Annotated in this window: 21 protein-coding genes; 12 read left to right on the top strand and 9 right to left on the bottom strand. The window is 50.8% G+C overall.

Annotated features, from left to right (window positions below):
• Positions 1–23 precede the first annotated feature (23 nt).
• The 3 genes from ACY2RQ_RS01795 to ACY2RQ_RS01785 are packed head-to-tail and all read left to right on the top strand — an operon-like array spanning position 24 to position 2,822.
• On the top strand, positions 24–1,334 hold the full coding sequence (locus tag ACY2RQ_RS01795) for an O-antigen ligase family protein (RefSeq protein ID WP_490111233.1): 1,311 nt from the start codon (positions 24–26) through the stop codon (positions 1,332–1,334).
• Positions 1,331–2,056, top strand: a complete 726-nt coding sequence (locus ACY2RQ_RS01790) for a tyrosine-protein phosphatase (RefSeq protein ID WP_490111232.1) — start codon at positions 1,331–1,333, stop codon at positions 2,054–2,056. Before ACY2RQ_RS01795 ends, ACY2RQ_RS01790 begins: the two co-directional genes overlap by 4 nt.
• Before the next feature lie 10 nt (positions 2,057–2,066).
• A complete protein-coding gene (locus ACY2RQ_RS01785; RefSeq protein WP_490111231.1) occupies positions 2,067–2,822 on the top strand; it encodes a hypothetical protein in 756 nt (251 codons plus the stop codon).
• A gap of 7 nt (positions 2,823–2,829) precedes the next feature.
• Here the strand turns inward: ACY2RQ_RS01785 and ACY2RQ_RS01780 are convergent, their stop codons facing one another.
• Genes ACY2RQ_RS01780 through ACY2RQ_RS01765 form a run of 4 tightly spaced genes read right to left on the bottom strand, consistent with a single transcriptional unit; the run spans position 2,830 to position 7,895 of the window.
• The gene (locus tag ACY2RQ_RS01780; RefSeq protein ID WP_490111230.1) at positions 2,830–4,407 is read right to left on the bottom strand and encodes a sodium:solute symporter family transporter; all 1,578 of its coding nucleotides are present in this window, start codon (positions 4,405–4,407) and stop codon (positions 2,830–2,832) included.
• A gap of 28 nt (positions 4,408–4,435) precedes the next feature.
• Positions 4,436–6,007, bottom strand: coding sequence for an aldehyde dehydrogenase family protein (locus ACY2RQ_RS01775; protein WP_490111229.1), 1,572 nt, complete (start codon positions 6,005–6,007; stop codon positions 4,436–4,438).
• The gene (locus ACY2RQ_RS01770) at positions 6,004–6,438 is read right to left on the bottom strand and encodes a hypothetical protein (RefSeq protein ID WP_490111228.1); all 435 of its coding nucleotides are present in this window, start codon (positions 6,436–6,438) and stop codon (positions 6,004–6,006) included. The genes ACY2RQ_RS01775 and ACY2RQ_RS01770 overlap by 4 nt, the downstream gene beginning before the upstream one ends.
• Positions 6,435–7,895: a GMC family oxidoreductase N-terminal domain-containing protein gene (locus ACY2RQ_RS01765; protein ID WP_490111227.1), complete on the bottom strand. Its 1,461-nt coding sequence runs from the start codon at positions 7,893–7,895 to the stop codon at positions 6,435–6,437. Before ACY2RQ_RS01765 ends, ACY2RQ_RS01770 begins: the two co-directional genes overlap by 4 nt.
• A gap of 228 nt (positions 7,896–8,123) precedes the next feature.
• Here ACY2RQ_RS01765 and ACY2RQ_RS01760 point away from each other — a divergent pair, with 228 nt between their 5' ends.
• The 6 genes from ACY2RQ_RS01760 to ACY2RQ_RS01735 all read left to right on the top strand — a co-directional run bounded on the left by ACY2RQ_RS01760 (position 8,124) and on the right by ACY2RQ_RS01735 (position 12,585).
• Positions 8,124–8,375 (top strand): GrxA family glutaredoxin, encoded by a 252-nt coding sequence (locus ACY2RQ_RS01760; protein ID WP_490111226.1) that lies wholly within the window; start codon positions 8,124–8,126, stop codon positions 8,373–8,375.
• Positions 8,376–8,549: 174 nt separating this feature from the next.
• Complete coding sequence (locus tag ACY2RQ_RS01755; protein WP_490111225.1) at positions 8,550–9,623, top strand: patatin-like phospholipase family protein; 1,074 nt, start codon at positions 8,550–8,552, stop codon at positions 9,621–9,623.
• Between the two features lie 294 nt (positions 9,624–9,917).
• A complete protein-coding gene (locus ACY2RQ_RS01750) occupies positions 9,918–10,529 on the top strand; it encodes a hypothetical protein (protein ID WP_490111224.1) in 612 nt (203 codons plus the stop codon).
• Between the two features lie 110 nt (positions 10,530–10,639).
• A complete protein-coding gene (locus ACY2RQ_RS01745; protein WP_490111223.1) occupies positions 10,640–10,882 on the top strand; it encodes a hypothetical protein in 243 nt (80 codons plus the stop codon).
• A 185-nt stretch (positions 10,883–11,067) separates the two neighbouring features.
• The gene (locus tag ACY2RQ_RS01740) at positions 11,068–11,373 is read left to right on the top strand and encodes a hypothetical protein (RefSeq protein ID WP_490111222.1); all 306 of its coding nucleotides are present in this window, start codon (positions 11,068–11,070) and stop codon (positions 11,371–11,373) included.
• Between the two features lie 21 nt (positions 11,374–11,394).
• Positions 11,395–12,585 carry a glycoside hydrolase family protein gene (locus tag ACY2RQ_RS01735; protein WP_490111221.1) on the top strand — a complete coding sequence of 397 codons (1,191 nt, stop codon included), beginning with the start codon at positions 11,395–11,397 and terminating at the stop codon, positions 12,583–12,585.
• 12 nt (positions 12,586–12,597) lie between these two features.
• Here the strand turns inward: ACY2RQ_RS01735 and ACY2RQ_RS01730 are convergent, their stop codons facing one another.
• Complete coding sequence (locus ACY2RQ_RS01730; RefSeq protein ID WP_490111220.1) at positions 12,598–13,164, bottom strand: acyl-CoA thioesterase; 567 nt, start codon at positions 13,162–13,164, stop codon at positions 12,598–12,600.
• Between the two features lie 33 nt (positions 13,165–13,197).
• On the opposite strand from ACY2RQ_RS01730, the gene ACY2RQ_RS01725 reads away from it, so the two are divergent.
• A complete protein-coding gene (locus ACY2RQ_RS01725) occupies positions 13,198–13,740 on the top strand; it encodes a DUF2058 domain-containing protein (protein ID WP_490111219.1) in 543 nt (180 codons plus the stop codon).
• A 255-nt stretch (positions 13,741–13,995) separates the two neighbouring features.
• Here ACY2RQ_RS01725 and ACY2RQ_RS01720 read toward each other — a convergent pair whose 3' ends face one another.
• From ACY2RQ_RS01720 to ACY2RQ_RS01710, 3 genes are read right to left on the bottom strand one after another with little or no spacing between them, the layout of a single operon-like run.
• Positions 13,996–14,484: a hypothetical protein gene (locus ACY2RQ_RS01720; RefSeq protein ID WP_490111218.1), complete on the bottom strand. Its 489-nt coding sequence runs from the start codon at positions 14,482–14,484 to the stop codon at positions 13,996–13,998.
• Positions 14,481–15,008, bottom strand: a complete 528-nt coding sequence (locus ACY2RQ_RS01715) for a hypothetical protein (protein WP_490111217.1) — start codon at positions 15,006–15,008, stop codon at positions 14,481–14,483. The genes ACY2RQ_RS01720 and ACY2RQ_RS01715 overlap by 4 nt, the downstream gene beginning before the upstream one ends.
• Before the next feature lie 20 nt (positions 15,009–15,028).
• On the bottom strand, positions 15,029–15,172 hold the full coding sequence (locus ACY2RQ_RS01710) for a hypothetical protein (protein WP_490111216.1): 144 nt from the start codon (positions 15,170–15,172) through the stop codon (positions 15,029–15,031).
• Positions 15,173–15,293: 121 nt separating this feature from the next.
• Here ACY2RQ_RS01710 and ACY2RQ_RS01705 point away from each other — a divergent pair, with 121 nt between their 5' ends.
• Positions 15,294–16,835, top strand: coding sequence for an alkaline phosphatase family protein (locus tag ACY2RQ_RS01705; RefSeq protein WP_490111215.1), 1,542 nt, complete (start codon positions 15,294–15,296; stop codon positions 16,833–16,835).
• A gap of 66 nt (positions 16,836–16,901) precedes the next feature.
• The gene (locus ACY2RQ_RS01700; RefSeq protein WP_490111214.1) at positions 16,902–18,272 is read left to right on the top strand and encodes a hypothetical protein; all 1,371 of its coding nucleotides are present in this window, start codon (positions 16,902–16,904) and stop codon (positions 18,270–18,272) included.
• A gap of 100 nt (positions 18,273–18,372) precedes the next feature.
• Here the strand turns inward: ACY2RQ_RS01700 and pgm are convergent, their stop codons facing one another.
• Positions 18,373–20,031, bottom strand: coding sequence for a phosphoglucomutase (alpha-D-glucose-1,6-bisphosphate-dependent) (gene pgm / locus ACY2RQ_RS01695; RefSeq protein WP_490111213.1), 1,659 nt, complete (start codon positions 20,029–20,031; stop codon positions 18,373–18,375).
• Positions 20,032–20,157 lie beyond the last annotated feature (126 nt).

Here is a 20,157-nt window from a genome sequence, read left to right as displayed (position 1 = left end):
AAGGACTGTATTAGTGGTATTTCATGCCTAAGTTCCTTTTCTTCCTGTTGCTTGGCGTGCTTGCCTGGTTGCCCTTACCTGAAGGCAGCAAGCCCGTGTGGGCTATGATGGTTCTCTGTGCCATGGTGGCTATACTGGCTTCAGGGGCCGTGTTTGCCTACGTCAGTGGTCGTTTGGACTTAACCCATGCTTTCCGCAAAGCCTGGCCTTTCCATATCGGCTTTATCCTGGTCAGTGGCTGGGCCTGGATTCAGTCTGTTACCGTGTCCATAGACCCACATTCCACACAGCTCCATGCTCTGTTGTCTACGGCCTACTATCTTTTGTTCTGCCTTACCTTATTGCTGGTGGATTCCCGTAAGCGTCTGGAGCAGCTGCTGTTAGCCTTTGTTGCTGTTGGTACCTTTCAGGCGTTGTTTGGAGCCTTAAGTACTTTATCGGGTATGGAAGTACTGTTGTTCCGGGAGAAGGAGCATTATCTGGGGGTGGCAACAGGAACCTTTGTAAACCGAAACAGCTTTGCTGGTAGTCTGGAGATGACACTGGCGGCAGGTATGGGTCTGTTGATTGCCCGGTTAGGTGATGGAAACCGTGCATCCAACTGGCGGGAATGGCTGCGTGGTGTACTGCAAACTCTGATGAGCAACAAGGTACTGCTGCGCAGTGCTTTGGCAATTATGGTGGTTGGTCTTGTTGTGTCCCGCTCCCGCATGGGCAATACCGCCTTTTTCAGTAGCCTTATGCTGGTTGGTTTGCTCTATATTGTCTGCCGGAAAAAACTTACCAGAGGTATGGTTTTTCTCTTTGGCAGTCTGCTGGTCATTGATATTGCTATTGTCAGCCAGTGGTTTGGTTTGGATAAAGTGGTTGAGAGACTGGAGAATACGGCCGTTGAGAAGGAAACCCGCCCGAATGTCAGCTTTGTCACTCTGGATATGATTAAGGATCAGCTTTTAACAGGCACAGGAGCTGGCAGTTATTATACGGCGTTACCCAAATACCATGATGGCTCCTGGACCGGATTTTATGATCTGGCCCACAATGATTTTCTCCAGTTCCCGGCGGAGTTTGGTATCCCTGCCTATCTGATTTTGGCTTTGATGGTTGTTATGGCGTGGATAACAGGGCTTCAGGCTATACGTCTGCGTAAGAGTAAAATTCCTGTTGGTGCGGGGTTTGCCGCCTGTATGGGGTTGTTGGCGATTATGATTCATTCGTCGGTTGACTTTAATCTGCAGATACCCGCCAATGCCGCTTACTTTGTTGTCTTTATGGCTATAGCTGTGCTTTCTCGTCATCTGGAGCGCAAGCCTTCTACGTTGATAAAACCATGATTGATATTCATAACCATATAATTCCCGGCATTGATGATGGTGCCCAAACCCTGGGCGACTCTTTGGCTCTGTTAAAAATAGCGGAAGAGCAGGGAATTACTCATCTTGTCTGTACCCCCCATATGCATGCAGGACGTTTCGACAATACTGCAGATACCATCCGCCCGGCATTTGAAGAGCTGAAAAAGGCTGTTTCCACATCAGATTTGACCATACGTATTGCCATGGCTGCGGAGGTGCGAATCAGCGATGAATTTATGATTCTGCTTAAGCAGGATAAAGTGCCTTTTCTTGGTCGATGGGATGACCAGACTGTTGTTCTGCTGGAAATGCCCCACGACAGGGTTCCCATGGGCATTGAGAACCTTTTGGGGTGGTTGCAAAAGCAGAATATTAAAGCTGTGATTGCTCACCCTGAACGAAACAAAGAAATTATGCGCAACCCCGAAATTGCCAGAAGTCTTGCCCGCAAGGGCGTATTGTTTCAGCTGACGGCGGCTTCTGTGGCGGGTGGTTTTGGTGCCCGTGCGGAAACGACCGCACGCTGGCTCCTTGAACAGGAGCTGGCGACTTTTGTGGCTTCCGATGCCCATAATATCAAGAATCGTCCTCCGGCCATGAAAACGGCTTACCAGGCTCTTGAGAGCATGGGGGGTAAGTCTCTGGCGGAGAAGCTCTGTTTCCTTAACCCGGGCAAACTTACGGCTGGTCTGTTTGCATAAAAGCTGAAAAATGGAAAAACAAAGACGGCGTAGAAGGCGCTCCCGTAAAGCACAGATATTTCAACCCGGAAGGTTGTCAGCTCTGTTGCTTCTTCCTGTTTTGGGCGTATTCATTGTTATCAGTTTCCAGCAGATGCGGGCCAGTGTAATTAATACGCAGACGCAGAATTATCTTGAATATTGGGGAGATGCGTTCCAAAAAAATCCTCAGTCATTTGAAGTAAAAGAGAGGGATTTGAATGCTGCCCTGTTGGGAGCGCAGCGTGTGCTGGCTATAGATCCAGATGCTTCAGAGTATAATCTGGCTCTGGCTAAAGTTGAGGACTGGCGGGCGATAAAAAGCCAGCTTGTCGGGGATTCAACAGATCAACAGGCAGTGGAAAAAGGGCTGGAGGCTTACAGGGTGTCCATTCGCCAACGCCCGGCCTGGCCCTATACCTGGGCTGATTTTGCCCTGGCGAAAGCGAGGGCAAAGCAGTTTGATGATGAATTTTATCAGGCTATTGAGCAGGCAGTCGCTTTTGGTCCCTGGGAGCCCCATGTGCTGAAAACGGTTGCGCGTTTGCAGGGCTGGTATCAGCCATGGATGCCACCTTCTACTTTGAAAGCTGCAGAGCAGAACCTGGCACGTTTGGCGCAGCGCTATCCTTGGGATGCTGTACGTATTGCACACGAACAGAACCGTATTAAAGAGGTTTGTCCTTTGCTGAAGAATGAAAGAGTCTCGAAAAAATATTGTGGCGATACGGATAAGGCTGACTCTTAACCATAAATCAGGGGAGCAGCTTTTTACAAAAATAGAGTAAGATCAGCATTCCTGCGAAATAGAGACAGAGCCCGGTATGGAGATATTTCCATCCGGGTTTTGTTGTTTCTGGATCTGCGTTTTTATTCTCCAATAGGGTTTGGTTGCAAGGAATAAAATACGAGATGGTTAGCGATAGCAGCCAGGTTGTCAGGAAGCCCGTAAGATTCCACCACATCCAATGGATATGTGATTGTTCCAGCCAAAGCCATACATTTACGGCGACTCCGGTTATAACGCCTGTAAACACCCCTTGGGCAGAGATACGTGTGGATAGAACCCCGCTCACAAATGTTGCCAATAGCGGGCCATAAAACAGTGATCCGGCTTTGTTAATACTTTCAATGACTGTCGGGGCAATATGTCCGGTGATCAAAGAAAAGCCAATAATAAAAACACCCCAGCTCAGGGTAATTAACCGCCCCATAACAATTGGCTTTATACGGGCAAAAATTTTATACCGGCTGGTAAAGTCCTGGGTGGTAATGGCAGACAGGCTGTTAATGGCACTGTCCAGGGAAGACATAGCCGCAGCAAGAATGGCCGCAACCAGCAACCCACGAATACCCGTTGGCAGATAATTCAATACAAACAGGGGAACCAGGCTGTCCAGTCGACCGGATTGAGCGACAGCAGTCTGCAATTCCGGAGTAAGCCGATACACACCGGCTACGGCAATCCCCATCACAACATAAAGTAAGGTCAGCGGAAACCGGGCAAAACCGTTTAATGCCAATGCGGCATTGGAATGGTTAGTGGATTTTCCCGCCAGTATCCGTTGGGCCTGGCTCTGGTCTGCGCCGTAGTAGGATACGTAGAGAAAGAAGCCGCCTACCAGACAAGCCCAGAACGGGGCAGCGTTATGGGTATCTGTTGAATCAGGCCCAAGAGTTTGCCACTGGCTGGCGGGAAGGCTTTCAAAAGCATGTATAAGTCCACCGCATTCCTGCGATGCGTAGATAATGCAGGCAATAACTCCGGCAACCAATATTCCCATCTGGATTACATCGGAATAAACAACAGCTGCCATTCCCCCAAGCATGTCGTATATCACCGTAACCACACCCACCAGAAGAATCATCTGCCAGACCGGCAGGTTTGTGCAGACAGAAAGCACAATAGCTGTGGCATAAACACCGATTCCAGTGGCCAGCCCCCGGCTGATTAAGAAAATCAGGCTGATTAATAACCGCACCGAGGTGTCAAAGCGCAGCTCCAGATATTGATAAATACTGATCAGGGAAAGACGACGAAACAGCGGCAACAGGGTTAACATAATTGCCCCCATGGCCAGGGGGACGGACAATTCTGCATGTATCCAGCTCAACCCACCATCCGGCCGCAGGGCAACAAACGCTGGGATTGAGATAAAGCTGATGGCAGAAGATTGTGTAGCCAGAATGGAAAGGCCAATAGCCCACCAGGGCAGGTTGCGGCCTCCAAGAAAATAATCCTCGCTGGTTTTCTGGCCTTTATTCAAACGAAGGCTGAGAACAACCATTCCCACCATATAAAGAGAGATAATAATCCAGTCGGGAAGGGTCATGGCTGTTTCTGGAAAAAGTAGAGGATTTCTATAAGACGCGGCTTTTGCCTGATTCTTTATTCAGGCGCAGGCCGATAAGAGCCAGTTTCAGTAGTTTGATTGGACTTTTGACAAACAGAGCATCAATCAGCTGATTAAACACTGTGTATTTGCTGACCGTATAGGGATACCAGTTGGGTTCCAGATTACCGCTTTGTTTATCCTGCAGGATGGACTTGCTGCGGGTAAACGCCAGCAATCCTTCCATGCCTTTGGCTCGACCAAAGCCACTCTCTTTTTGGCCACCAAAGGGCAGGGCGGGGTTGGCTTCGGTCATCATTACATTATTGATGGAAACTCCGCCTGCCTCCAAAGCCCGGGCAACACGCTCTGCCCGTTTCAGGTCTTTGCTCCAGACGCTGGCCGTTAACCCGTAACAGAAGCGGTTGGTTTCTTGAATGACTTCTTTCTCGTCACTAAATCTGTACACGGGAATCAGTGGCCCGAAACTCTCCTCCGTATGTAGCTTCATATCTTCGGTGATATTCGTGATCACTGTAGGCAGATAGAAGTTCCCCCCCAGACGTTCCCCTCCGGTTAAAACCTGTGCCCCTTTCTGGCGGGCATCTTCCACATGCTCTTCAATAACTCTTAACTGAAAATCTGCGGTGATGGCACCAATATCCGCATTACCGCTATCTCCAGTGGTGACGGTCAGTTTATTGGTTTCAGAGATCAGTTCTGTCAGAAAGGCATCATAGATATTGTTGTGCACATAAAGTCGTTCTACCGATGTGCAGGACTGGCCCGCATTAGTCAGTGCTCCCCATAGCGCGCCAGCGACAGTACGTTTGATATTCACATCATCAAAAACAATCATCTGATCCTTGCCCCCGAGTTCCATCTCTGCGGGAATGAACAGATCGGCAGCTTGCTTAAGAATTTTTTTTCCCGTATCACTTGAGCCGGTAAAAAATATTTTGTTGGGCCTTCGGGCAATGAGTTCCTGTGCGGTGGTTCCATCCCCATAAACAACCTGAATACTGTTTCGGGTTAATACCGAGGCGGTAAAAATATCCTCCAGCAGTCGTTTAAGGGGAGTATGTTCCGAAGGTTTGAGAATAACTGCGTTGCCAGCAATAAAAGCGCCCATGGAAAAGCACAGGGCTATATGAAAAGGGTAGTTCCAGGGAGCGATTTTCAAAATCACCCCAAAGGGTTCGTGGTAGATTTTTGATTTTTTCCCCATCAGGGCAAGAGATATTGGCAGGTTCTTGTCTTTCAGGGTTTTTCCGGCATTGCGGATATTCCACTCCAGATTATCCAGTACACCAAACACTTCTGACATCAGCGCATCTGTTCGGGTTTTGCCTGTTTCTTCACACAGGCGGTTAACAATTTTTTCTCGATTATCCCGAATATAAGCCTGTACCTGCTTTGCGGCTTCCAGTCGCTGGCTGAGAGGGGTTTGTTTGAGGTTCCCTGCTGCTTGTCTGGCTTTGCGAAAGACCGCATCCAGTGCATTACTATCGGGCGGTTGCAGGTGGTAGAGAGTCTGGCCGGTAATCGCTGAAGTGACCGGAATATTATTAAGCTGCAGTATGTCTGTTTTGCTGTTCATTCCGGCTGTCCTTGCTCATCGGATTCGCAGTGAACCTCGTAGCCCATGGCTCTGTGTACAGTACCAGGCTGGTAGGGATTGCACTGACCCGAGTAATACAGGGAGAAAATGAGTCCTTTAAGGCCGATCAGCAATAACCTTATCGGGGACGTAACCGGATTCAGCCAGTCTGGGGCATGGTCTGCTTTTTCCAGAAGTTTCAGTAACCAGGCCAGTACAGCAGGGTTCAGAAAGCCCAGCAGGGTTAGCACCTGTTTCAGGGATTGAATATCCTGTTCCGGAGACGCTTCCAGAGGCACATCAATATGAAACAGAGCACCGGATTCGGTAAAACTGGGAAAGTGATGGTTTCCCGGAATAAGGATATTGCCAATATGTTTTACAGCGAGTAATTGCCTAGAGTTGAGCTGTCGGGAAACGGTATAGCTCATACCTGCACCTCCTGTGTCTGGTGGAGAGAAGGCGATTCAGGTGATGGAAACGGGTGAATACCAAACTCCGCCAACAGAACTTCGCTGGCTTTATGGCTTTGGGCCATGATGGTCAGTGACGGGTTAATCCCTGGTGCCATGGGATAAATAGAACCATCGGCGATCACCAGATTCTCAAAACCATGAACCTGAAAACCCTCATTCACCACAGAGCTGGATGCCATCTGGCCGATACCGCAGCCACCCATAAGATGCAAAGCAATACAGAGAGGCGATTCCACAATTTTGCGTGCACCGATGGCATGAAAGATATTTCTTATCTGCTGCAGGCCCGCATTGGCCCGTTGTCGATCCGGGGAAGACAGGGGTTTATCAATAACCAGTCTTTTATGTCGGTTTAACCGGAGAGTGCCGGGGGTTTCATCCCGCACTGCTACTTCAATGCAGGCCATTTTCCGATATTCGGCCATAAACGTCAGGTGCTCCTGCCCAAACCCGGTTTTCAACATGGCTACGGCAGCCGGACCGGCAAAAACATTTTCCAGTTTAAAACCCTGCTTGCGAAAGCGGGGTTCATCGGATTTCAGGGCTTGAAACCCGCCCTTATGGGCATCGACAATATCGTCCATAATGGCAAACGACATAAATTGTGGGTGACAGTGAAAATGCTCCCCAAGGGCCGGAAGCCTCGCGCCATAGCCGGACTTTAATAAAAGCTCGGTAGTGCCCAGGCTGCCAGCGGCAAGAATGCACTTGCGGCCATAAACCACCTGATGCTCTCCCTTGTGAATACCATAAACCGCCACCTGTTTGCGGCCATGAATCACCTGGTGAACATAAAATCCTGTTTTCAGTTGGGCACCCTGCTTCAGTGCTGAGGGAAGAAAGGTCACCGCCATGCTTTGCTTGGACTGTCTCCGGCATCCTCCCAGGCAAACGATGCAATCATTATGTCTGTTATCACAGTTGTTCTGTCCCCGGCGCAGGGGAGCACATGTCAGCCCAAGTTTTTTAAAACCTTCGGCATACAGGCGGGCATTCCGGTTCCAGTTGGACTCCGTAATATATTCCAGGTTGATATGGGTCTCTATTTCCCGGTAATGGGGATCAATTTCATTCCGCTGGTAAAAATGAAAACCTGAGCGGGCATAAAAGTCATCAAGGGCAATATCGTCAAAACGATCCAGAAGGCAGTTATTGACGATGGTGCCGCCACCGGCCACTTTTCCCCGCAGAAACAGGGTTCTGGCATCTTTAGCAGGGTCCATGCCACCGTTCCACATCAGGGCGGCACTGGCGTGGAGTTCGTCCTTTGGGAGCTGTTCGGGGCGGAAATGCTTCCCGGCTTCAAGCATACAGACATCGGCTCCTGCCGCGCTTAGGTAATGGGCCAGTACGCTGCCGGAGGCACCTGTGCCAATAATAATAAAGTCATGAAAATACTTCTGGATTGCCAATACTGCCGCCCGCAATAACATCAAAGCCGGGCACAGGATAGACGAGGATCAGTATTTAGGGAGTTCTGGATCTCAGCTATACCTGCTGCACCTGCGCTCTGGTCAGGGATACTGGCTGGGGGTATTATGGGCGGGATGGATGCCGGTCTCAGATATGTTTTGCCATTATCGGGCGGTTACAGCCTTATGGCTTTCGGTTCATACAGCTAAGTTTTACCAGGGTTTACTATGAAGAAGATTACTATTTTTGGCCGGTCTGGTTGTGGTTACTGCACCCGTGCCAAAGAAGTCTGTGAAAGTAAGGAGCTGGAGTTCCGTTACATTGATGTACACGAAGCAGGTATTCAGCAGGCTGACCTGGAAAAGACCATCGGCCGGGAAGTTAAAACCCTTCCCCAGATTTTCCACGGCCAGAATTATATTGGTGGTTACACTGAGCTGGACGCTTTTCTGAAAGAACAGGGCATTCTGCAGTCCTGATTGCATTGCCCTCCAGCATACTTGCCTTGTGTCTGGTATTGGTGGAACCTCGCCGCTGTTTTCTTCTTAATAAAGGCTTTTCTTCTGTATACTTTGTGCCCTGATTGCACAAAGCATAGTTAATCTTCTGGCCGGTGTTTTGTTTACCGGTTACTGATGTAGAGCAGAACAAGAATGGATGTTTCAAAATTGCTGGTGGTGCGTGGCGGTTCACAGGCTCTGGCGCATCTTCAGGAAAACGGGTTCCGGCAACAGGATATTAAAGCCATGCTGGGGGCTTCTGGCGGACCCAAGTGGTTTGTTTTGAGCGGGCTGGACCGGGCGCTGCTGGGAGAGACTTTTCAGTATCGTACCGATCCGCTGCATCTTCTGGGCAGCTCTGCTGGTTGCTGGCGGTTCTCCTGCTATGGCAGGGAAAATCAGCTGACAGCACTGGATAATTTTGAAAACGGCTATATCAACAGTACATTTGTCAGTGGCCAGTCGCCAGCGGAGGTGACGGAAGATTCCCGGGTGTTTCTCCGGGAAATTCATGGTGACTCCGGTGCCAGGGAGATTGTTGCCAACACGGTTTTCCGGCTGAACCTTGTGGCGGTCCAGGCCCATGGTCCGGTGACCAGCCGCAGGGCTCCAGTACAGATGGCCGGGCTGTTGGCCGCTGCCACAGGAAATGCGGTGCATCGCCGTTTACTGGGGGCTTTTTTTACCCGGGTCCTGTTTACCCATCCGGACGGTGGCTTTCCGTTAAAAGCATTGAATGATATGCCTTCCCGAAAAGTGGAGATGACTGAGCATAATCTTCCCGATGCTATTCTCGCTTCTGGTTCTATTCCCCTGGTTCTGGAAGGAATAAGGGATATTGCCGGTGCTGGTCCGGGCCTTTACCTGGATGGCGGGGTGTCCGATTACCATTTTGACCTGCCTATTGATATTGATGGCGGTCTGGTTCTCTACCCCCATTTCCGTGAACAGCCGGTACCGGGGTGGTTTGATAAAAGCCTGCCCTGGCGTAAGCCCGCTGCGGAAAATTATAGTCGTACACTGATGCTGACCCCTTCATCTGAATTTGTCAGCAATCTACCCTATGGAAAAATCCCGGACAGAAAGGATTTTCAGTCCCTGGATCAGCACAGCCGCAAAAAGTACTGGAAAACCGTAGTCAGCGAAAGCCGCAGGCTGGGAGACGCCTGGCTGGAGCTGGTCGAGAAAGAGAGACTGGCCGGGTTTGCCCAGCCTTTGGGGTTCTGATGAAGACTTAAAATGTAAATCAGTGTGGTTGAATTTTATACAACTGTTCACATTGGCAGTGGAGTCACATAAGATAAATCGGACAACAGTTTGATGTTTCTGCCTGACATACAGGAAGTGGGTGTTCATTCCTTTGGACAGGAACCGAAAGCTTCAGGTTTTCCGATAACAGGGTCTGTAATCTATGGACGGTTATATATTCGAGGAACAGCCCACTGATAAAGACCTGCTCTGGGGGCTGACCGGCTGTTCAGGCGAACGGCTCAGGCATCTGATTTCCCTCATGGTTGCGTAATGGCTTTGCGGACGCCTTTTCATTATCAGGTGTCAGCCTATGACTGCGTACCTGTTTCCTTTATTAATGCTTTGGCCTACCTGTTTGAGCGGGATGATATCCCGCCTCTGGTGATTCAGAGAATCTATCTCCATACCCTTGACACGGTCACAGCCCGGGGAGAGCTGGGTCATGGTACAACCGGTCTGGCGGTTGCCCTGCTGGGGAACTGGTTGCAGAAGTACCGGGATGGCTGCTTTGCCCTGAATACTGTATATCTTGAGCGGGATTCTGTCAGCGTAACGGGGCGCGGGCCTCTGGTGGATTGCCTGGAGCGGGGAGGTACTGCTCTGGTTCGCCTCCATTCCGGCAAAGGGCTCTGGCACTATGTGCTGGCACTCTCTATAGATGATGAGTGGTTCTACGCCTTTGATCCCTGTAGAAGACGACAGCGCAAAATTGTCCGTGGGGAAGTGGAATATCTTCCGGACGCGACGGAACAGCAACCTAATCTGAAAGTGCGACGAAAATGGCTGGATACACTTTCCAATCGTAAGCGTTTTGCCCTGGGGAGCCTGCGTGAACGGGAGTGCCTGCTTATAGAGCGCCCTGCAATGATTGATTCTGGATAAACGTCAGGAAACCTCTATACCACCCGTCGAGGGCATGCAGCCTTATACTATGAGGCTATCGATTTAAAAGACTATGACGGCACGGTGAATGCGTGGCTGTGGGAGCTGGAATGTCGTTGGAAAATATCAAGTGGCGTGCCCTGACCGGACTGGTCTGTATTCTGGTTGCGGTGATTTTTGAAATTACCTGGCTGTGGGGCGTTATTATTATCTGCTGGACCATTCCGGATATTCGCAGCGGCCATACTCATCTTTTTGAACCGGTGAGCCGCAGCCAGAACCCGATTACGTTCTGGCTGATTGCCCTGACCTGGATTATCTGTGGTCTGTTCCTGATTTTTGTCTGGCGCTGACGAGCTGATACTCAGCCCATGTTCTACCAGATCAGCCGGACAGAGTAATGGTTTTCCTGAGGCTTTGCTGTTACTGGTATCAATAATCAATAAAAGTGCCCTGATTGCCACCAAGGTCCAATAGGTACGCTTTTCAGTCTGTCTTAGACTTCTGCCAACTATGGATGGCTGTGCTGGGAGTCGTGATGAAAAAACTGTTCAAGAGAATCCTGCTGGCTCGGGTTGTTTCAGGGTTTATCCTGCTGCCTGGCTTTGTTGGTGAAACCCTGGCAGAGACCGTGGAACAGAACATAATGTGTACAAACGCTGTTTTTGATCACGGCATATTTGATCTCGTCATATTTGATCTCGACATAGCTGCTGGCTGGGTAACAAACCTGGCTACTCCGGAAAAACGTAGAGAGGAGCGTTGGGTCAAAACAGAAGCCCTGCGCCCCGTGGCCGGTTATAGTCGCGGTGATGGCTTTAGCGGACATTATTACGACACTTGAAAATGGACAAAGGGCAATACCATGCCCATATTGTCGCAACCGTTCACAGCAGAGGCTTCCAAAGCCACGAGAGAGGTTGGGATGAGAAACCTGGTTATCCTGCTTACCAGGACTGCTGCATATTCACTTATTTCTTTCCGGCGTATAGCCACGTTTCTTCTGGTATTTCTAACCAGTGCGATCAACGCCGTTACTTCAGACATTTACATATATGCCTATTCCACGACAACAGGCAACAGTGATGATTATGGAAACGACAAACTGTACCTGTCTTATAGCCATAACGGGGCTGATTGGACGCAACTGCAAGGCCCGGGACAGGAGGGAAGTTACTGGATGCTGCCAAGTCGCTATTACCCCTCTAGCCTTTCTTCCCCGTACCTGATCCGTGGTCAGGATAATATCTTCCATCTTGCTTTCATTTTCGAGGAGGATAACCGGGACAAACTGGGCATTGTGCATTCCCGAAACCTGCTGGACTGGTCTGATATTCAGAAGTTTGATTTTCAAACGGTTACCCAGGGTATTTTCACCCGACATGCTCCCCGGATAATCTGGGATGGGCAAAACAGCCATTACGTTATTTACTGGACGGAGCTGCTCTTTGGGCAGCAGGGCGAAGGCCCCGGGAGATTTTATAATACCTATTATATAACCACGGCTGACTTTAAACACTTTAGCCCCTTTACCCTTTTCACTGACCAGAAACACTTTCCGCTGCCAAGAACGAATGGCTTTGTATCCTCTGTGTGTAATTATGTTTCGCTTGCCAGAGTGGATTCAAATTACAAACTTGTCTGTCAAAGAGAGCCCAATGCGCCGTTGTCAGAACATTTCCCCCCCGTCGATTTCCTGGTCCTGACAGGGTCGCAGCCGACAGGGCATTTTTCCTTGGGTGGTGTCCGGGACAATTCGTTTATTCCCATTCCTGTTTCTTACCGAAAGGGGGTTGGAGCTGGCAGTATTCCGATACTTGAGATGGGCAAAACCTGGCGGTTGTTTTTTATATCGTACATGGGCCCGGGTCACCCGGGTAAAGAGAAACATATCCCATACCATCCGGAATGGTATGCTTATGATACTTCTGACTTTAAGATCTGGAAGAAAGTCTCGTCACCGCTCAGATTGGCGAATTTATCGCAGGGGATATTCCCTATCGGCGGTTCCCTGTTTTCAATCACTGACGAGGAATTTTCCAGGCTTGCACACTGACAGTTGGGTAGGTTAAAGCGTTGTCTTAACTGTGGCATTCCTGGCCCCGGTTTTGTGGGCTTTCAGCATAAACCCGGGCATACGCCTGGGTTTTCCCGTTTCAATATTAATGCAGATATAGTCCTGCTCAGCCTGCAACAGGGTGGTGTTGTCTGAAGCGCGGATAATCTGGAACTGTCTGCGCATACGCAGGCGGTCTCCGCCAACCAGCCAGGTGCCCACATAAATCAAATCCCCTGCCCGGGCCGGTGCCAGATATTTTACCCGGGTTTCCGTGGTGGCCATGGCCGCGCCGGATTCTTCCCACAGTTCCCATGGCGCGCCGAGTTCGGTGATATGTTGCCAGCCCGCTTCTTCCAGCCAGTGCAGATACTGGACATTATTGACATGGCCAAGCCTGTCCTGGTGTTCCTGTGTACAGGATATTCGCCAGATAAAAGGGTTGGGACGTTCCCATGGCAAAGACAGGCGGGACATAAATATTCTTTCCATTATCAGGTTACGGCCTATGGTAAAGAGGTTGCCGTTCTTTGGGCAAGTACAGAGCTTTTCTGTCGGGCCATCAGGGGTATAATTCATACCAGTTTATTCAAGGCATTATCAGATACGATTATGAGTTCCCTACGTGACCAGTTAATGAAAGCCGGTGTGGCCAGCAAAAAGCAGCATCAGCAGGCCCGTACCCAGAAAAAAAAGCAGAAGAAACAGGGCATTGATGTCCAGGCCGAGCAGCGCCAGCGGCTGGAGCAGGAAAAGCAACAGCAGATTGAGCGTGATCGGGAACTGAACCGCAAGCGCGATGCTGAATGGGCGGAAAAAGAGAAGCAGGCCCAGATTCGTCAGATCATCCAGACTAACCTGGTGAAGCGGGAAGATGGCGAGAACAGTTATAGTTTTGTTGATAACAAGAAGATCAAAAAGTGGTATATCCATGATCGCCAGATTGAAGAACTCAGTAATGGCCGCCTGGCCCTGGCTCGCCTGGATGAAGAGGAATATGCCCTGATATCCGGCAAGGTTGCTGAACGTCTGGCAGAACGTCTGGGTGAAGAAGCGGATAAATATCTGCTGGTCAATAACCGGAATAACCAAGAAGGGGAGGATGAGGATGATCCTTACGCGGATTACCAGATTCCCGATGACCTGATGTGGTAAGTCTGCCCTCAGAATTATAAAAACAGCCCGAATCTCTCCTCAGGCTGTGTACCAAATACAGGTTCCAGGGGGATTCGGGAGTTCAATCGGACAGTAAACCTTTGCCGACACATGACATGTATGTATGTTGTCCCAGGTGACTGTCACTTAATATTGTCGGTGTGGCGGCTTCGAGCACGAGATTCATGGAGTGATCAACTGCGACAGTATATCCGGCTTTCATGGCGCTCTTGGCAGTTCTAAGCACACCTTCTGTCAGACTGGGGCCTGCTGATCCTGCCCCTGCCCCTGCCCCTGCAAAGCTTCCATAGCTTTGATCATAGCCATCTGCAGGGTGATCTTTCCCTCCGCCAGTTCCACAATCCGTGTGCAGACAGAGCCAAGAATATGCCTCGACAAAATAATGCCCTCATCCAGCAAAGTGGGAATGCTTTCCCGGTTGCCTCTCAGTAAGAGTCGCAGGGACAGGGCTTCATCCATGGCAATAATGGCGGCAGGGGCGAGGGCCGGGGCAATAGCCGCTGTCAGGGTGGTGGCTTTTTCACTGGACTGTAAAGCCACAGATGTCAGCATTATCACGGTCAGGTCATTGTCTTCCTGCTCATGGCAGAAGAGTTCGCTTTGAATATCGGGAGCCAGCTCAAACACCCAGCTGATGGCCGGATCATCGGTTTCCCGTTCGCTGGGGTTAAGCTTCTGGTTGGTCAGGTGGCTGGCAATTACCTGTTTGCTGAGAGGATTCATTCGGTCAGGGCTCCATAAAAGCTTTCAGACAGGATATCGGCCATCTGCCGGGCTTCATCCGGGGCAGGGTTGCTGGCGCGCATGGATTCCACGGTCTTTTGAATCATGGGAATCAACATTTGTGCGGCATTAAAAAAAGCCACGGTATTGATGGGATAGGTCAGCCCCATAATCTGGGCCTGGCGAATCACCAGCTGCTGGGTGCGCATATCAACCAGCAAAGAGACCGGACTCAGCAGAGCTGTAGCCTGCTGCATAAAAGCACTCAGCGCTGGCAGTAAAGGCTCCAGGGAGTGGGATTCAGGAAGAATGGCATCAAGGATCAGGTTGACGTTGGAGGCGGGATTAATGCCCGGTGTGAGCAGGGCGCTCATTGATGCGGTTTCATCGCTCAGGGTCTTGAAGTTGCATTTGAGCACAATGCCGTGTTCGTGTCTGGAGGCTGAGACTTTGCCAACCCCAAGGGGCTGCCACTCTTTTTTCAGCCGTTTGGCGACGGGTTTCAGGGAGTCGTAGTTAATCAAGGGGCGGGCTCCTTGCCTCTTTATTCGGTCTGGCTTTTTATATCTTTTTTATTATGGATGATTTCCTGAGGCTTGCAGGAAGTGATACGGTTCATCGCCCCTGTTGAAGAGTGTTCCTGGTTATAACAGCCGGGACGGCAAGCCATCCCGGCTGTCATTGTCATTCTCTCCCATGTCGCCGGTTATGCGGTTATGCGGTTATAAAAGTTTCATAAGAGTGCCACTGTTTTTTCATGTGGATGGTAGAAGTTAAAAACTCATATCAACATGGAACAGGGGATTCAGGTGAAAACTTATCCAATGGCGTTGATGGCAGCGATGACGTTTGGAAGTATTGCCGCTTCAGCGAATGAGCACGCAAATGAAACACCGGAAGGCTGGTACCAGCAGGGACAGGAAGAACTGCACAAACAGCTGAATGCCTTGCCCTCCTACCGTCGGGCGAAAAATGTCATTCTTTTTGTCGGGGATGGTCTGGGCATTTCCACAGTGACCGCTTCCCGTATTTTTGAAGGCCAGATGCAGGGCAAAGCCGGCGAAGAGAACAAATTGGATTTTGAGACCCTGCCTTATCTGGCGCTTTCCAAAACCTATAACACCAATGCTCAGGTTCCGGATTCCGCCGGCACCATGACTGCCATGATGACCGGGGTGAAAACCGGTATTGGCCTGATAGGTGTTACCCAGAATGTTATTCGTGGCGACTGTGCCAGCGTTTCAGGCAATGAACTCATGTCTTTCCTTGAGGAGGCGGAGCAGAAGGGTATGTCGACAGGTGTCGTCAGTACCGCACGTATTACCCATGCCACTCCCGCTGCCACTTATGCCCATGCTCCGGATCGGAACTGGGAAGCAGACAGTGATATTCCGGCGGCTGAGAAAGCGGCTGGTTGCAGGGATATTGCCAGCCAGCTGATTGACTTTCCCTATGGCAATGGTCTGGAAGTCGCGTTAGGTGGCGGACGTCGTAACTTTATTCCGGCCACTATGGACGATCCGGAAGATACCGGTAAAAAAGGCGAGCGTGTCGATGGCCGTGATCTGACCCAGGAGTGGGTCAGCAAGCACAGAAGAGCGGCCTATGTCTGGAACCAGGAGCAGTTTGACTCTATCGACCCTTACAACACCAGGCATCTTCTGGGTCTGTTTGAGCGTTCCCATATGGAGTACGCAGCGGATCGCGCCGATGATACGGGGGGCGAGCCTTCACTGGCCCAGATGACCGACAAGGCCTTGGATATTCTCCAGAAAAACCGCAAAGGCTTTTTTCTGATGGTGGAAGCTGGCCGGATTGACCATGGCCATCATGCCGGAAATGCTCAGCGGGCTTTGAAAGACACCCTTGCTCTGGCGGATGCAGTAAAGGTCGCCCGGGAAAAAACTTCTGACAGGGATACCCTGATAATTGTTACTGCTGACCATGGTCATGTAATGACTATGGCTGGATATCCGAAGCGTGGTAACCCGATTCTCGGTGTTGTTAAGACCGTGAAAGGGGAAGTGGCTCTGGCGGCTGATGATAAGCCTTATACAACCCTGGGTTATGCCAATGGGCCGGGAACCGCCGGGGTGGATTACAGGACTGGTGAAATACTGGGACCGCGCCGGGTCAACCTGGATGAGTATGATACTCAGGCTCTGGACTTCCGTCAGGAATCCCTGATTCCCCTGCGTTCAGAAACCCATTCCGGTGAGGATGTGGCTGTCTATGCTGGTGGTCCATGGGCTCAGCTGTTCCGCTCCACCCATGAGCAGAACTATATCTACCATGTGATGAATTACGCTAACAGCCGCAAAAGTGGCTGGTATGGTTGGACCTGGCGTTAAGCAGGATCATTGTATCGGGGTTGTCTACCATCAAAGGAGAACACTCTCCGGCAGGTAACCCCGATTATGCCTCCATCCAACGTTCCACCTTCAGGTTCTCCGGCATCTGTTCCCAGCACCCACCAGAACGCTGCTGGCCCCTTTTCCCAGCCGGACAAGGGCCAGAAATTTATTCCCAATGGACAGTTGTGGGGGGGGGAAGGCAAAAAACTATCGCAAAGAAAAGCCGGTATAACTCAGAGAGGAGCTTCAATCAGGGTTCCGCCATCTTTAACCCTTGAACATGCGTGCTGGGAGAAGGCAGGGAAAGAGAGAAAGGCACTGGAAAAGGATTTGACGCAACTCTCTCAGGGAAAAAACCTTAACAAAACGCGTAGAAAGGCTCTGCATAATCGAGTGTCAGCCTATTTTCAGCTGCTGCAGCAATCGCAAAGGCCGGGAGCTTGCTGTGAGCAATTGCTGGGGTTCCATAACGATATTCAGGGGTTGATTAGCCAGGCTAAAGCCAAAGGGAAAAGCACGGCAGCATTACAAGAGCTGCAGGTTGTTGCCGGTGCTGTCAGGGAGAGGCTGGTTAAGATTCTTCATCCTGAGCAGTGGCTGGCATTTACCCAGGCCATGAAACAGAGCCATGGACTGGGTGAGTCCCTGAAATCCCTGTCTGCCTTGAAAAACTGGACGCAGCTGGTTCCGGATACGGTACTTTCCGATGATGAGATGAAGCCATTTGAAAATCTCTGTGACCAGATGAAGCTTAATTTACTGCTGGCTCCTGAAGAAGATCTTTCCGAGCAGCTGCAGCAGTGCGGTAATGACGAGATAGTGGCTGGTGGCATCAGGGATAATATTCATAAAGCACAAGGTGCCGCAAAAGTTGCGGCCGCAGGCTCTGTTCCCGGAATGGATATACAAACTCAGAGGGATCTTCAGCGCCAGGCGTTCCAGCTGCACCGGGATGGGCAGCTGATATTTGATAACTGCGAATATCGCCGTGAAGGAGAGGGGGTAACAGATCAGCAGAAATCCCGAAATCGGGAAGAACTGAAAACCCGTGTTGGCAATTTCCTGCAGGGCATGGATAAAACCCAGGCCCATGAAGTTCTTTCAGTTCTTAACCAGTCTGTTTTTAACGATATGGCCGTATGGCTGACCCTGGCGGCACAGGGACCGCTGGGGGAGCTGGGGGTGTTTGATGTTAACCGGGGCCATAAACAGATTGATGTTGACCATGATGGCAATAAAGTCACCATGAACTTTGTCCTGAGTGCATTTCCCCGGTTGATCCCGGACCTGATGGGAGGAGTGCTGCCGATCCAGTACGACACTGACTCTGAGTTAAAACTGTCCTGCCAGGTGATACTGACTCCGGGGCAGCCACCGGAGGTGTCACCGGTGGCTGCAAAGCTGGTTTTGAACCATGGAAAGCCGGAATATTAAACGTTTCTGAAAATATTCAGAACTGCCCGACAATTCAGGATTACGCCCCGAGGGCTATTTCTTTTGAGGATTATTCTTTTGAGGATTATTCTCTTGAGGATTAATCTCTTGAGGATTGTCGCTCAGCAGCGGCAAAAACATCAGCAACCAGTTGTAGAGCTTCTTTCTGCAACTGCTTGAGGTGGTCTTCCCCTTTAAAGCTTTCTGCGTAGATTTTATAGGCCGGTTCCGTGCCGGAAGGCCGTGCGGCAAACCAGCCGTTATCGGTGATGACTTTCAAACCACCGATAGCCGCGCCATTGCCGGTGGATTTGGTCTGGCACTGCCGGATGACATCCCCCGCCAGGGTATCTGTCCTGACTGCCTGTGGGTTCAGCTTTGACAGGATTTGTCTCTGCTCCAGTGTCGCAGGTGCCTGAATACGGGAGTACACCGGCTCTCCATATTTGGCGGCTAACTCTTGATAGTATTCACCCGGGTCTTTGCCGGTGACTGCGGTAATCTCAGCGGCCAGCAGGGCGAGGATAATGCCGTCCTTATCGGTGCACCATGGCTGGCCATCCCTGCGCAGGAAGCTGGCACCGGCGCTCTCTTCGCCAGCAAAAGCCAGCTCGCCACTGCCCAGGCCATCCACAAACCATTTAAAGCCCACCGGAACTTCACAGATAGACCGTTGCAGACCTTCCGCCACACGGTCTATCAAAGAGCTGGATACCAGGGTTTTGCCGATCTTTGCTGTGGCTGGCCAGTCCGGACGGTGGCTGTAAAGATAATCAATGGCTACGGCCAGATAATGATTAGGGTTCATCAACCCCATGGAGCGGGTGACGATGCCGTGGCGGTCATAGTCCGGGTCATTACCCACGGCGATATCAAACCGGTCTTTCAGTTCGACCAGTCCGGCCATAGCCCAGGGGGAAGAACAGTCCATGCGTACAGCGCCGTCTTTATCCAGACGCATAAAGCGGAAGGACGGATCAATTTCCCGGCTGACCAGCTCAATATTCAGGCCATAGCGTTCGGCGATGACATCCCAGTAGGCAATACCTGAGCCACCCAGAGGGTCGACACCAATTTTCAGATTGGCTTTGGCGATGGCTTCCATATCCAGCACCTGGCCAAGATCGTCTACATAGGGCTTGATGTAGTCGTGGGCATGGGTTGTATCTGCGGCCAGGGCCTGTTCCAGAGGCATACGCTGAACACCTTCCAGATTCGCTTCCAGCAAGACGTTGGCACGGTCTTCAATCTGGTGGGTAATGCTGGTGCCGGCCGGGCCACCGTGGGGAGGGTTGTACTTGATACCGCCATCTTCCGGCGGATTGTGGGACGGGGTAATAATAATGCCGTCGGCCTGATCTTTGTGGGCACGGTTATGGCTGAGGATGGCGTGGGAAATAACCGGTGTTGGAGTAAAGCCCCGGCCGATCTGGTAGAAAACCTCGCAGTTATTGGCGGCGGCCACTGCCATCACTGAAGTGAAGGCCGCTTCGGAAAGGGCATGGGTATCCATACCGATATACAGCGGGCCGGTGATTCCGGCAGACGCACGGTACTCACACACGGCCTGGGTAATGGCCAGTACATGATGTTCATTAAAGGTGCAGCGCAATGAGCTGCCCCTGTGGCCGGAAGTGCCGAAACTGACCCTGTGGGCGGCTTCTGCCGGATCAGGTTGCTGGGAATAATAAGCACTGACCAGGCGGGGGATATTCACCAGACTGTCGCTGGGGACAGGTTGACCTGCGAGAGGGTGCACGACAGCGTTCTCCTTGGTAATTCGCGGAATAAAAAATAGAGCAACCTTAATGCAGCAAGACTTAGTACGGCAAGGCTTAGTACGGCAAGGCTTAGTGCCGCAAGAATAATACCCGGCTCAAGGAGG

The sequence above is a fragment of the Parendozoicomonas sp. 209JJ7-1 genome (assembly GCF_058147085.1).
Note: the sequence above shows the minus strand (reverse complement) of the source record. Positions and strands in the feature narration are given on the sequence as shown.